General features: G+C 72.0%; 13 protein-coding genes. 8 read left to right on the forward strand and 5 right to left on the reverse strand.

The window, feature by feature from the left end; all coding sequences use genetic code 11:
• Positions 1-18: 18 nt before the first annotated feature.
• The 5 genes from B056_RS0118330 to B056_RS0118350 form a co-directional block, all read right to left on the reverse strand.
• The gene (locus B056_RS0118330; RefSeq protein WP_018503322.1) at positions 19-807 is read right to left on the reverse strand and encodes an ABC transporter permease; all 789 of its coding nucleotides are present in this window, start codon (positions 805-807) and stop codon (positions 19-21) included.
• A complete protein-coding gene (locus tag B056_RS0118335) occupies positions 804-1,955 on the reverse strand; it encodes an ABC transporter ATP-binding protein (protein ID WP_018503323.1) in 1,152 nt (383 codons plus the stop codon). Before B056_RS0118335 ends, B056_RS0118330 begins: the two co-directional genes overlap by 4 nt.
• A 78-nt stretch (positions 1,956-2,033) precedes the next feature.
• Positions 2,034-2,573, reverse strand: a complete 540-nt coding sequence (locus B056_RS0118340; protein ID WP_018503324.1) for a transcriptional regulator — start codon at positions 2,571-2,573, stop codon at positions 2,034-2,036.
• Positions 2,574-2,768: 195 nt separating this feature from the next.
• The gene (gene glpK, locus B056_RS0118345; protein ID WP_018503325.1) at positions 2,769-4,259 is read right to left on the reverse strand and encodes a glycerol kinase GlpK; all 1,491 of its coding nucleotides are present in this window, start codon (positions 4,257-4,259) and stop codon (positions 2,769-2,771) included.
• A 51-nt stretch (positions 4,260-4,310) separates the two neighbouring features.
• Positions 4,311-5,072 (reverse strand): hypothetical protein, encoded by a 762-nt coding sequence (locus tag B056_RS0118350; protein WP_154677098.1) that lies wholly within the window; start codon positions 5,070-5,072, stop codon positions 4,311-4,313.
• Between the two features lie 345 nt (positions 5,073-5,417).
• Here B056_RS0118350 and B056_RS0118355 point away from each other — a divergent pair, with 345 nt between their 5' ends.
• From B056_RS0118355 to B056_RS0118390, 8 genes are read left to right on the forward strand one after another with little or no spacing between them, the layout of a single operon-like run.
• Positions 5,418-6,215, forward strand: coding sequence for a helix-turn-helix transcriptional regulator (locus B056_RS0118355; RefSeq protein WP_018503327.1), 798 nt, complete (start codon positions 5,418-5,420; stop codon positions 6,213-6,215).
• On the forward strand, positions 6,212-7,624 hold the full coding sequence (gene sufB / locus B056_RS0118360; RefSeq protein ID WP_018503328.1) for a Fe-S cluster assembly protein SufB: 1,413 nt from the start codon (positions 6,212-6,214) through the stop codon (positions 7,622-7,624). Before B056_RS0118355 ends, sufB begins: the two co-directional genes overlap by 4 nt.
• Entirely contained in the window at positions 7,624-8,769 is a 1,146-nt protein-coding gene (gene sufD / locus B056_RS0118365; protein WP_018503329.1) for a Fe-S cluster assembly protein SufD, read from the forward strand. The genes sufB and sufD overlap by 1 nt, the downstream gene beginning before the upstream one ends.
• Complete coding sequence (locus B056_RS0118370; RefSeq protein ID WP_018503330.1) at positions 8,766-9,128, forward strand: non-heme iron oxygenase ferredoxin subunit; 363 nt, start codon at positions 8,766-8,768, stop codon at positions 9,126-9,128. The genes sufD and B056_RS0118370 overlap by 4 nt, the downstream gene beginning before the upstream one ends.
• 8 nt (positions 9,129-9,136) lie before the next feature.
• Complete coding sequence (gene sufC, locus B056_RS0118375; protein WP_230203060.1) at positions 9,137-9,913, forward strand: Fe-S cluster assembly ATPase SufC; 777 nt, start codon at positions 9,137-9,139, stop codon at positions 9,911-9,913.
• Positions 9,910-11,235, forward strand: coding sequence for a cysteine desulfurase (locus B056_RS0118380; protein ID WP_018503332.1), 1,326 nt, complete (start codon positions 9,910-9,912; stop codon positions 11,233-11,235). The genes sufC and B056_RS0118380 overlap by 4 nt, the downstream gene beginning before the upstream one ends.
• Positions 11,232-11,699, forward strand: a complete 468-nt coding sequence (gene sufU / locus B056_RS0118385; RefSeq protein WP_018503333.1) for a Fe-S cluster assembly sulfur transfer protein SufU — start codon at positions 11,232-11,234, stop codon at positions 11,697-11,699. The genes B056_RS0118380 and sufU overlap by 4 nt, the downstream gene beginning before the upstream one ends.
• Positions 11,700-11,701: 2 nt before the next feature.
• On the forward strand, positions 11,702-12,085 hold the full coding sequence (locus B056_RS0118390) for a metal-sulfur cluster assembly factor (RefSeq protein WP_035751828.1): 384 nt from the start codon (positions 11,702-11,704) through the stop codon (positions 12,083-12,085).
• Positions 12,086-12,306 lie beyond the last annotated feature (221 nt).

Consider the following 12,306-nt stretch of genomic DNA (forward strand, 5'->3'; position numbering starts at 1 on the left):
TTCAGGGCGGAGAGGATGTCAATCCCAGCGGAACAGCCGTGCCGCCAGCCCCAGCGCCCCCACCGACCACAGCGCGAGCACAAGCAGGTTGCCGGCCCCGGGCCCGGAGCCGTCGGCCAGGACCGCGCGCAGCCCGTCCGACAGCGCCGCGGTGGGCAGCGCCTCGGCGACGACCCGCATCCAGCCGGGCAGCTCGTCCAGCGGGAACACCACGCCGCCGACCAGGAGCAGCAGCAGGTAGACGCCGTTCGCGGCGGCCAGTGTCGCCTCGGCGCGCAGCGTGCCGGCCATCAGCAGGCCGAGGCCGGAGAAGGCGGCCGTCCCGAGCAGGACGAGCAGGATCACCCAGCCCGCGTCGGCGATCGAGCCGGCCGGCTCCCAGCCGAGGGCGAAACCGACGGCGACCAGCAGGACGAGCTGGACGACCTCGACCGCGAGCACGGCCAGCGTCTTGCCCGCGAGCAGGATCGAGCGGGGGAGCGGGGAGGCGCCCAGCCGTTTGAGCACCCCGTAGGAGCGTTCGAACCCGGTCGCGATCGCCTGGCCGGTGAACGCGGTGGACATCACGGCCAGCGCGAGCACGCCGGGGACGAGGAAGTCCACCGAGCGCTGCGTGGTGGTCGAGGTCGGCAGGACGTCCACGGCGGAGAAGAAGACGAGCAGCCCGATCGGGATGATCAGGGTGAGCAGCACCGACTCGCCACGGCGCAGGGTGAGGGTGAGCTCGAGGCGGGTCTGCGCGGCCAGCATCCGGGCCCGCGGCGCCGCGCCCGGCGCCGGGCGCAGGTCCAGGGCGGTGGCGGTCATGACGCCAGCTCCGCGCCGGTCAGCTCCACGAACACGTCCTCCAGGGTGCGCTGTTCGACGCGCAGGTCTTCCGCGAGTACGCCGTTGCTGGCGCACCACGCGGTGACCGCGGCGAGCAGCTGGGGGTCGACGGTGCCCTGCACCAGGTAGTGGCCGGACGGCCCCTCCCGACCGGTCGTGCCGTCCGGCAGGGCCAGCAGCAGGCGCTCGACGTCCAGGCCGACCGGAGCGCGGAACCGCAGCTGCCCCTCGGCGCCGCCGCGGGTCAGCTCGGCCGGCGACCCGGCGGCCACGACCCGGCCCCGGTTCACGATCACGACCTGGTCGGAGAGGCGCTCGGCCTCGTCCATCGCGTGGGTGGTGAGCACGACCGTGACGCCGGACAGCCGCAGCTCCTCGATGAGCTCCCAGGTGTCGCGGCGGCCCTGGACGTCGAGACCCGCGGTCGGCTCGTCGAGGAAGACCAGCTCGGGTCGGCCGACGACGGCCATCGCCAGGGAGAGCCGCTGCTGCTGGCCGCCGGAGAGCCGGCGGAACGGGACGCCCGCGGCCTCGGCGAGCCCGAGGCGCTCCAGCAGGACGCCGGTGTCGAGCGGGTCGGCGTGGTGCGCGGCGATCAGCCGCAGCATCTCGCCGGCGCGGGCGCCCGGGTACATGCCGCCGGCCTGGAGCATCACTCCCACCCGGGGGCGCAGCGCCGCACCGTCGCGGATCGGGTCCAGGCCGAGGATGCGGACCTGGCCGCTGTCGGCCGCCCGGAACCCCTCGCAGATCTCGATCGTCGTGGTCTTGCCGGCGCCGTTCGGCCCGAGCACGGCGGTGACGGAACCCACCGAGACGCTCAGCGACAGCCCGTCGACCGCGCGGATCCGGGCCGCGGGCTCCCGGCCGGGCAGGACCTGGCCCTCGATGGTCTGTGCGGCGCGGCCGGGCCGCCCGGGGGGCGGCGTGTCACCCTGTTTGGCCTCGGTGGGCGGCTGCGCCTGGCGGCGTCCGCGGGCCCGGGCGGACCGCGGAATCGTCGCGGGGCCCGGGGCGGCCTCGGATGTTCCGGCGCGCAGGTAGCGCGGACGCGCGGTGTTCCCGCCGGCGGCGCGCCGGTAGGTCTTGACCAGATCGGTCACCTCGACTGCCAGGACCTCCGCCACGCCGCCGATCCTACGGACTCGCGACGACGTTATCGGCGGGCGTTATCGACGGGATTACCCACGGGACCACCCACGGGATCACCGGCGGGGCTGTCCCGGGCGGACCGGGGCGGTTCGGCGTCGGCCGCTGGTCGGTACCGGCTCGCCGGGCTCGACGAGCGTGCCCCAGGCGCCGAGCCGTTCGTAGAGGACCGCGGGCGTCGTGCTGTACAGCCGGGACAGCGACTGGAGGTCGGAGCGGCGCAGGCGCAGCACGTCCCGCGAGCTGTCCGAGCGCAGGACCTGCACGATCGCGATCCACCGGCGCAGCGGGCCGGTCCGCGTCGGTGGCAGTTTGCGCAATCGGCGCAGGTCGATCACCAGCGGCGGCAAATCGTCGGTCTCGCGCCGTTCGACCGGCGGCGGTACCAGCAGGGTCGCGGGGACGTCGTACAGCTCGGCGAGCTCGACGAGACGGTGTACCCGCAGGGTCCGGCTGCCACGTTCGTAGGCACCGAGGGTTCCGGCGGTCCAGCGCCCGCCGGTGCGTTCCTGGACGTCGAGCAGGGACAGCCCGCGGCGGTTGCGGGCCGCCCGGAGACGGCGGCCGAGTTCCAGGGCGTAGTCCGCGTCGGTCACGGTCTCCGTCCGGGGGTCAGGTGCGGCAGGAGACGCCAACCGCCCCCCGCAGAACAGGTTGGCAGGAATCACGGACGGCGGCAGGCGGTTTTCCCAATCAGCCGCGAGCCTTTGTTGTCTCTAAGTGGGCTTCAATCGTTGTCCGGATGTGGGACATGTCGGTTTCTCATCCCGGAAATCGCACAAACAACCAGGTCAGCTGCGATCCCAGTCCCGGGAGCGCTCGACGGCGCGCAGCCACTGCCCGTACAGCGCGGCTCGCTGGTCCTCGCCCATGGCCGGCCGGTACCGCGCGGCGGTGCGCCGCCGGGCGTCCAGCTCGTCACGCCCGGCGTAGACGCCGGTCGCCAGCCCGGCCAGGTAGCCCGACCCCAGCGCCGTCGTCTCGATGTTCTCCGGGACGTCCACCTCGACTCCGAGGATGTCGGCCTGGAACTGCATCAGCCACGGGTTGCGCGCGGCGCCGCCGTCCGCCCGCAGCTGGGTCACGGTGACGCCGGCGCCGGCCATCTCCTCGACGACGTCCCTGGTCTGGTAGGCGATGCCCTCGAGCACCGCGCGGGCCAGGTGCGCCCGGCCGGTCGCCCGGGTCAGGCCGACCAGGGTGCCGCGGGCGCGCGGGTCCCAGTGCGGCGCGCCGAGCCCGGCGAGCGCGGGGACGAAGTACACCCCGTCATTGCCGTCGAGCGAGGCGGCCAGCGCCGCGGTCTGCTCGGCGTCGGAGATGACGCCCAGCCCGTCGCGCAGCCACTGCACCGCGGAACCGGTGGCGAGGACCGCCCCCTCCAGGGCGTAGGTGAGCGGCTCGCCGTCGAGCCCGAACGCGACGGTGCGCAGCAGCGACGACTGCGGCGCCGGGAGCGTCGTCCCGGTGTTGACCAGGACGAACGAGCCGGTGCCGTAGGTGTTCTTGGCCTGGCCGGGCTCGAAGCACGCCTGCGCGAACAGAGCGGCCTGCTGGTCGCCGACGACCGCGGCGATCGGCACCCGGACCCCGAGGAACACCTCCGGATCGGTTTCGGCGTACACCCGGGAGCTCGGCACCACCTCGGCGAGCAGCTCGGGCGGGACGTCGAGCAGCTCGCACATCTCGGCCGACCAGGCGCCGTCCGCCAGGTCGAACAGCATCGTGCGGGAGGCGTTGGTGACGTCGGTGATGTGCGCCCGCCCACCGGTCAGGCCCCAGACGAGCCAGGAGTCGACGGTGCCGAACGCGATCTCGCCGGCCGCGGCCGCCCGGCGGGCCCCGGCGACGTGGTCGAGCACCCAGGCGGCCTTCGTCCCGGAGAAATAGGGGTCGAGCACCAGACCGGTGCGCTCCTGGACCCGCGGCCCGTGGCCGGCCGCGGCCAGCCGCTCGCAGACGTCCGCGGTGCGCCGGTCCTGCCAGACCACGGCGGGGTACAGCGGACGTCCGGTGCGGCGTTCCCAGAGCACCGTGGTCTCGCGCTGGTTGGTGATCCCCACCGCCGCCAGGTCGGACGGGGCCCGCCCGGCGTCGGCCAGCGCGGCGGCGACCGTGTCGACGACGCCGCGCAGCAGCTCGACCGGGTCCTGCTCCACCCAGCCGGGGCGAGGGAAGGAGGTGCCGACCGGGCGGTAGCCGCGGCCGACGACGGTGGCCTCCTCGTCGAGCAGGCAGACCGTGGTTCCTGTCGTGCCCTGATCAACGGCGGCCACCAGCATCCGACCACGGTAGCGGCCGGGCCGACCGGAGCCGTCAGGCCAGCCGAGCCGTCAGGCCAGCGAGGCGAGGTCGACGGCGTCGGTCGGCGCGGTGATCGCGACCTTGGACCCGTAATCGGAGAACTCCATCCGGCCCTCGTCGCCGCCCAGCAGCTCCAGGCGCAGCGGCACGGCGTCGCCGGTGTTGGCGGCCCACAGGAGCGTCCCGACCTTGCTGCCCACCTTGACGGCCGGCCGGTCGTTGATCTTCTCGGTGCTCACGTCGCCGTCCAGCGCGGAGACGTACTCGCCGATCGAGAGGGCGAAGCCGTCGATGGTGAAGTAGCGGTACTGGCCCGCCGCGTCGTCGGAGAGCCGGACCCAGCGGTCGGCGAGCAGCTCGGCGGCGGCGCCCTCGCCGATCGACTCGTAGTACTCCTTGCTGCCGCGGGCGTAGGTGTCGTCCGCGATCTTCACGACCTCGGTGACGATCGCGCCGGAGGTGACGGTGCCCCGTGACGACGACCCGGACATCACCAGGTCGTAGTTGGTCGTCCCGTCCGTCGACGGGTCCTGGACCGTCCCGACGACGCGCACGCTCTGCGCCGCGCGCAGCGCCTCCACCGACCGGGTGCCGATCTCGGCCGGCGAGGCGTCCTCCAGGCCGTTCGTGTCGGAGCCGCCGGTGCAGGCGGTGAGCGCCAGCACGGCGCCGGCCAGCAGCAGGGCCGCGACCCGCCGCAGCGGGTGCCGGGCGGCGCCGCGCGGATCGATGGTGGTGCCCGGATCGGGGATTGCGCCGGGATGTGCGGTGCCGCCGCGAACCGTCCGCATCTCTGCGCCGCCTCCCGTGCCGCCCCGGCCCGGCTCGGGCGCGGGGATGTCCGGTGGGGACCCTGGTGAGGTCCGCGCGGGCTCCGGCCGTGCTGCCCAGACCGTTCCGGCCAGGGTGAACGGGAGCCCGCCGCCGCGCACGGGTGATGGTCCGCACGCGCCGGGCGAAGTGTCCCATCCGCCCCCGGGAGGGGTCCGATCGGGTATGTCCGAAGCGGTCGGATGTGACCTGGCAGACCCGACTTCTGTCGGTGACCCGACCCTATGAAGGACATCACGGGCCCGTCAGGTGGGCGACGGCCGCCTCGGTTCGACCACGTCCTGGAAATAGGGCACACTGGTGTTGTGAAAAGCGAGCAGGAGAAGGTCGGGCAGCAGGAGGTGTCCACGGGAGCGACCGACGGTCGCACCCGTGATCGCCTCGTGCGCCTCCTGCTCGAGCGCGGCCCGTCGACGGCCGCCGACCTCTCGCACGAGCTCGGGCTGTCGCCCGCGGCCGTCCGCCGGCATCTCGACGCGATGACCTCGGACGGCACCATAACGACCACATCGACCATGGTCCACGGCCGGCGCGGGCGGGGCCGCCCGGCCCGGCGCTACACCCTCACCGAGGCCGGGCACCAGGCCGGCCCCACGGCCTACTCCGACCTGGCCGCCGGCGCGCTGCTGTTCCTCGCGGACGCCTGCGGCCCCGACGCGGTGGCCGAGTTCGCTCGGGCCCGCGGCGTCGACCTGGAACGGCGGATCCGCGACGAGGTCGTCGCCGTCCCGCCGGCGGAGCGCCCGGAGGCGATCGCCGCGGCCATGACCCAGGCCGGTTACACGGCCAGCGTCTCCGAGCTGCCCAGCGGCACCCAGATCTGCCAGCACCACTGCCCGGTGCAGCACGTGGCCGAGCGGTTCCCCGCGCTGTGCGAGGCCGAGACGGCGATGCTGGCGCGGCTTCTCGACACGCACGTGCAGCGTCTCGCCACGATCGCCCACGGCGACGGCGTCTGCACCACACACATACCGGTGATCCCGGTGGAGTCGATCACGGTGCTCTCGCCGTCGGGGGCCTGCGGGCCATCGGGCGCGGCGCCCGACAGGACCCCGTCCGGGCAGACATCACAACCATCCACCTTTCCGGAAGGTTCTCTATGACCACCTCTGCCGAGACCGCCCTTGAGGGCCTTGGCTCCTACCGGTTCGGCTGGGCGGATGCGGACGCCTATGCCGTCGACGTCGAGCGGGGCCTCTCCGAGGCGGTCGTACGTGGCATCTCGGCGAAGAAGAGCGAGCCGTCCTGGATGACCGACCTGCGGCTCAAGGGGCTGAAGCTCTTCGAGCGCAAGCCCATGCCGACCTGGGGCGCGGACCTGTCCGGCATCCACTTCGACAACATCAAGTACTTCGTCCGGTCGACGGAGAAGCAGGCCGAGGAGTGGGCGGACCTGCCGGAGGAGATCCGGGCCACCTACGACCGGCTCGGTATCCCGGAGGCGGAGAAGCAGCGGCTGATCTCCGGCGTCGCGGCCCAGTACGAGTCCGAGGTCGTCTACCACAAGATCCGTGAGGACCTTGAGGAGCAGGGTGTCATCTTCCTGGACACCGACTCGGGGCTGCGCGAGCACCCGGAGATCTTCCAGGAGTACTTCGGCTCGGTGATCCCGGTCGGCGACAACAAGTTCGCCGCGCTGAACACCTCGGTGTGGTCGGGTGGCTCGTTCATCTACGTCCCGCCGGGCGTGCAGGTCGAGATCCCGCTGCAGGCCTACTTCCGGATCAACACCGAGAACATGGGCCAGTTCGAGCGCACGCTGATCATCGTCGACGAGGGCGCCTACGTCCACTACGTCGAGGGCTGCACCGCGCCGGTCTACTCGTCGGACTCGCTGCACTCCGCGGTCGTCGAGATCGTCGTGAAGAAGAACGCCCGCTGCCGGTACACGACCATCCAGAACTGGTCGAACAACGTCTACAACCTGGTCACGAAGCGGGCGGCCTGCCACGAGGGCGCCACGATGGAGTGGATCGACGGCAACATCGGCTCCAAGGTGACGATGAAGTACCCGGCGGTGTGGCTGCTCGGCGAGCAGGCCCACGGCGAGGTCCTCTCGATCGCCTTCGCGGGTGAGGGCCAGCACCAGGACGCCGGCGCCAAGATGGTGCACGCGGCGCCGCGCACCTCGTCCAAGATCGTCTCGAAGTCGGTGGCCCGCGGCGGCGGCCGGACCTCGTACCGTGGCCTGGTCCAGATCAACGAGGGCTCGCACGCCTCGCGGTCGACGGTGAAGTGCGACGCGCTGCTGGTCGACACGGTCAGCCGCTCCGACACCTATCCCTATGTCGACGTCCGCGAGGACGACGCCTCCATCGGGCACGAGGCCAGCGTCTCCAAGGTCGGCGAGGACCAGCTCTTCTATCTGATGAGCCGCGGTCTGTCCGAGGACGAGGCGATGGCCATGGTGGTGCGCGGCTTCATCGAGCCGGTCGCCCGCGAGCTGCCGATGGAGTACGCCCTCGAACTCAACCGGCTCATCGAGCTCCAGATGGAAGGCGCAGTCGGCTGATGGCCGTCATCGATGCCACGGGACGCCCCCCGGCCCAGGCCGGCGCGGCTCCGCGTCCCGTCCGGTCCCGTGACCCCGAGGACCACGCGGTACCCGGCGGCCGGGAGGAGGCGTGGCGGTTCACCCCGCTGCGCCGCCTGCGTGGCCTGCTGAACGGCCCGGCGGCCGAGTCCAAGATCGACGTCTCGGTCTCCGCGCCGGACGGCGTCGAGATCGAGCGGCTCGCGCCGACGGACTCCCGGATCGGCCGGGTGCTCACCCCGGCGGACCGCCCGTCCGCGTTCGCCATGGCCCGCTCGGACGGCGGCCTGTCCGTCACCGTCCCGGCCGAGGCCGCGCTCACCGAACCGGTGGTCGTCAGCCTGCGCGGCGACGGCGGGGTCTGCTACGAGCACGTGCTCGTCGAGCTCGGCCCGTTCGCCACGGCCACGGTCGTGCTCGACCACACCGGCAGCGCCACCTTCGCCGGCAACGTCGAGGTGTTCATCGGCCACGGCGCGGCGCTGACGTTCGTCACCGTCCAGGACTGGGCGGACGACTCCGTCCACCTGGGCGCGCACGCCTACTCGGTGGGCCGCGACGCGCGCCTGCGCTCGTTCACGATCACCCTCGGCGGCGACCTCGTCCGGCTGAGCCCGACCGTGGACTACCGCGGCCCCGGCGGCGACGCCGAGCTGTACGGGCTGTTCTTCACCGAGGCGGGCCAGCACCAGGAGCACCGCCTGCTGGTCACCCACGAGGCGCGGTCCTGCCGCAGCCGGGTGACCTACAAGGGCGCGCTGCAGGGCGAGGGCGCGCACGCGGTGTGGATCGGCGACGTCGTGATCGGCGCCGACGCCGTCGGCACCGACACCTACGAGCTGAACCGCAACCTGGTGCTCACCGACGGCGCGCGCGCCGACTCGGTGCCCAACCTGGAGATCCTCACCGGCGAGGTCGCCGGCGCCGGCCACGCCAGCGCCACCGGCCGCTTCGACGACGAGGCGCTGTTCTACCTGATGTCGCGCGGCATCCCCGCCGACGAGGCCCGTCGCCTGGTCGTCCGCGGCTTCTTCGCCGAGATCGTCGACCGGATCGACCTTCCCGACCTGCGCGAGCGCGTCATGAGCCGGGTCGAGGAGGAGCTCGCGGCGGTGGGCGTATGACCAGGACGACCGATACGACCGATACGACCGAGACGCACTGGCGGCGCGTCTGCGCCGCCGCCGACCTCGGCGATGAGGCCGCGCTCGGCGTCGAGATCGACGGCGAGCCGGTCTGCGTCGTCCGCTCCGGCGGCCGGCTGTACGCGATGCGGGACGAGTGCTCGCACGCCGACGTGATGCTCTCCGAGGGCGAAGTAGAGAACGGCCTCATCGAGTGCTGGCTGCACGGCTCCCAGTTCGACCTCGCCACCGGCGAGCCGACGAGCCTGCCGGCCATCGACCCGGTGCCCACCTACCCAGTGACCATCGACGGCGACGACGTACTCGTCGACCTTCACACGAACCCGAAGCGAGGGTGACGACCGCGGTGTCTGTTCTCGAGATCCGCAACTTGCACGTGTCGGTGGACACCGACACCGAGGGCCCGCGCGAGATCCTGCGCGGGGTCGACCTCACCGTCCGCAAGGGCGAGACCCACGCGATCATGGGGCCGAACGGCTCCGGCAAGTCCACGCTGTCCTACTCCATCGCCGGCCACCCCAAGTACACGGTCACCGAGGGCACCGTCACCCTCGACGGCGAGGACGTCCTCGCCATGGCGGTGGACGCCCGCGCGCGGGCCGGGATCTTCCTGGCGATGCAGTACCCGGTCGAGGTGCCCGGCGTCTCGGTGTCGAACTTCCTGCGCTCGTCGGCGACGGCGGTGCGCGGCGAGGCGCCGAAGCTGCGGACCTGGGTCAAGGAGGTCAAGCAGGCGATGGCCGGGCTGGAGATGGACCCGGCGTTCGCCGAGCGCAGCGTCAACGAGGGCTTCTCCGGCGGTGAGAAGAAGCGGCACGAGATCCTGCAGATGACGCTGCTCGCGCCGAAGGTCGCCATCCTCGACGAGACCGACTCCGGCCTGGACGTCGACGCGCTGCGCATCGTCTCCGCCGGCATCGAGGCGGTCCGGGCCAAGGGGGAGACGGGCATCCTGCTCATCACCCACTACACCCGCATCCTGCGCTACGTGAAGCCCGAGTTCGTGCACGTCATGGCGGGCGGGCGGATCGTCGACGAGGGCGGCCCCGAGCTCGCGGCGACCCTGGAGGACTCCGGCTACGACCGGTACGTCAAGGGCACCGAGGCGGCGGCGATCTCATGACGGTCATCGAATCCCGTGAGGTGGGGGCCGTCACCGCCGCCGGCGCCGGGTTCGACGTCGAGCGGGTCCGCCGCGACTTCCCGATCCTCGCCCGCACCGTGCACGACGGCCTGCCGCTGGTCTACCTCGACAGCGCCGCGACGTCGCAGAAGCCGCTGGTCGTCCTCGACGCCGAGCGGACCTACTACGAGCGGCACAACGCCAACGTGCACCGCGGCATTCACGTGCTCGCCGAGGAGGCCACCGCCCTCTACGAGGAGTCCCGGGACAAGATCGCGGCGTTCGTCGGCGCGACCGACCGGCGCGAGATCGTGTTCACGAAGAACTCCTCGGAGGCGCTGAACCTCGTCGCCTACGCGATGAGCAACGCCGTCACGGGCGGTCCGGAAGCGGAGCGGTTCCGGCTCGGGCCGGGTGACGAGGTCGTCATCACCGAGATGGAGCACCACTCCAACCTGGTGCCCTGGCAGATGCTGTGCGCCCGCACCGGCGCCACCCTGCGCTGGATCGGCCTCACCGAGGACGGCCGGCTCGACCTGGCGCACCTCGACGAGGTCATCACCGACCGCGCGAAGATCGTCTCGTTCGTGCACCAGTCGAACATCCTCGGCACGGTCAACCCGGTCGCGACGATCGTCGCCCGGGCCCGGGAGGTCGGCGCGCTCACCGTGCTCGACGGCTCCCAGTCGGTGCCGCACATGCCGATCGACGTCGTCGACCTCGGGGTGGACTTCCTCGCCTTCACCGGCCACAAGATGTGCGGGCCCACCGGCATCGGCGTGCTGTGGGGGCGGCGTGAGCTGCTCGAGGTGATGCCCCCGTTCCTCGGCGGCGGCGAGATGATCGAGGTCGTCACGATGGAGGCCTCGACCTACGCGGCCCCGCCGCACCGCTTCGAGGCGGGCACCCCGATGATCTCCCAGGCGATCGGCCTGGGCGCCGCGGTGGACTACCTCACCGGCCTCGGCATGGACGCGGTCGCCGCGCACGAGCACGAGATCACCGCGTACGCGCTCGACGCGCTCGCGGGCGTCCCGGGCCTGCGGATCATCGGCCCGCCGACCGCGGAGGGCCGCGGCGGGGCGATCTCGTTCGCGCTGCGCGACGACGAGGACCGCCCGCTGCACCCGCACGACGTCGGCCAGATCCTGGACGAGCAGGGTGTCGCGGTGCGGGTCGGCCACCACTGCGCCCGCCCGGTCTGCCTGCGTTACGGCGTGCCGGCGACGACTCGGGCCTCGTTCCACCTGTACACGAACACCGCGGACGTCGACGCGCTGGTGGAAGGTCTCGGGCAGGTCAGGAGGTTCTTCCTGAAGTGAAGCTCGACTCCATGTACCAGGAGATCATCCTGGACCACTACCGCAACCCGCACCACCGCGGCCTGCGTGACCCGTTCGACGCCGAGGTGCACCACGTCAACCCGACCTGCGGCGACGAGGTGACCCTGCGGGTCAAGGTCGCCGACGGTGTCGTCGCGGACGTGTCCTACGAGAGCGAGGGCTGCTCGATCAGCCAGGCCTCGGCCAGCGTGATGGCCGACCTGGTGATCGGGAAGTCGGTGGCGGACGCGCTGGAGCTCGAACGCGAGTTCCTGGCGCTGATGCAGTCCCGCGGCACCCAGGAGGGCGACGAGGAGGTGCTCGAGGACGCGGTGGCGTTCGCGGGCGTCTCCAAGTACCCGGCCCGGGTGAAGTGCGCGCTGCTGTCCTGGATGGCCTGGAAGGACGCCACCGCACAGGCCACCGAGCAGGCCACCGCCGTCGTCCCGGAGCAGGAGAAGTGACCATGAGCGAGACCGCCACCCCCACCCAGACGGAGCAGGTCGCCGAAAGGGCTGTCGTCGTGGAGAAGGCATCGTTCGACGATGTCGAGGAGGCCATGCGCGACGTCGTCGACCCCGAGCTCGGGATCAACGTCGTCGACCTCGGCCTGGTGTACGGCATCAACATCGCCGACGACAACACGGTCACCCTCGACATGACGCTTACCTCGGCGGCCTGCCCGCTGACCGACGTCATCGAGGACCAGACCCGCTCGGCGCTCGTCGACGGGCCGGACAACCTGGTCAACGACGTCACGATCAACTGGGTCTGGATGCCGCCGTGGGGTCCGGACAAGATCACCGACGAGGGTCGGGAGCAGCTGCGCGCTCTCGGGTTCAACGTCTGATTAGTACGGAACGGCGGCCCGGGGCGGCACCCTGGGTCGCCGTGGCGTCATAGCGTGACCTGACCGTTTTCTGACCTCGTGGCTAACTCTTTGACGTGCAGCCACCGACCCCGGTGGTCCCTTGTAGGCTCCGAGATGGCCGGAATGCACACAGCCTGGACAGATGCCCGGGTGTGGTCATCCGGTCCGTGCCGGGGCGGATCCGTCCCGGATTCGGGTCG

The organism is Parafrankia discariae (genome assembly GCF_000373365.1).
In the GTDB taxonomy this organism is placed as follows: Bacteria; Actinomycetota; Actinomycetes; order Frankiales; family Frankiaceae; genus Parafrankia; species Parafrankia discariae.

Bases quoted from the DNA above. Each gene is read 5' to 3' on its own strand.
- glpK (WP_018503325.1), bottom strand. From the start codon at position 4,259: ATGCTGGTGGCCGCCGTTGATCAGGGCACGACAGGAACCACGGTCTGC.
- B056_RS0118350 (WP_154677098.1), bottom strand. From the start codon at position 5,072: ATGCGGACGGTTCGCGGCGGCACCGCACATCCCGGCGCAATCCCCGAT.
- B056_RS0118330 (WP_018503322.1), bottom strand. From the start codon at position 807: ATGACCGCCACCGCCCTGGACCTGCGCCCGGCGCCGGGCGCGGCGCCG.
- B056_RS0118370 (WP_018503330.1), top strand. From the start codon at position 8,766: ATGACCAGGACGACCGATACGACCGATACGACCGAGACGCACTGGCGG.
- B056_RS0118390 (WP_035751828.1), top strand. From the start codon at position 11,702: ATGAGCGAGACCGCCACCCCCACCCAGACGGAGCAGGTCGCCGAAAGG.
- B056_RS0118380 (WP_018503332.1), top strand. From the start codon at position 9,910: ATGACGGTCATCGAATCCCGTGAGGTGGGGGCCGTCACCGCCGCCGGC.
- sufB (WP_018503328.1), top strand. From the start codon at position 6,212: ATGACCACCTCTGCCGAGACCGCCCTTGAGGGCCTTGGCTCCTACCGG.
- sufD (WP_018503329.1), top strand. From the start codon at position 7,624: ATGGCCGTCATCGATGCCACGGGACGCCCCCCGGCCCAGGCCGGCGCG.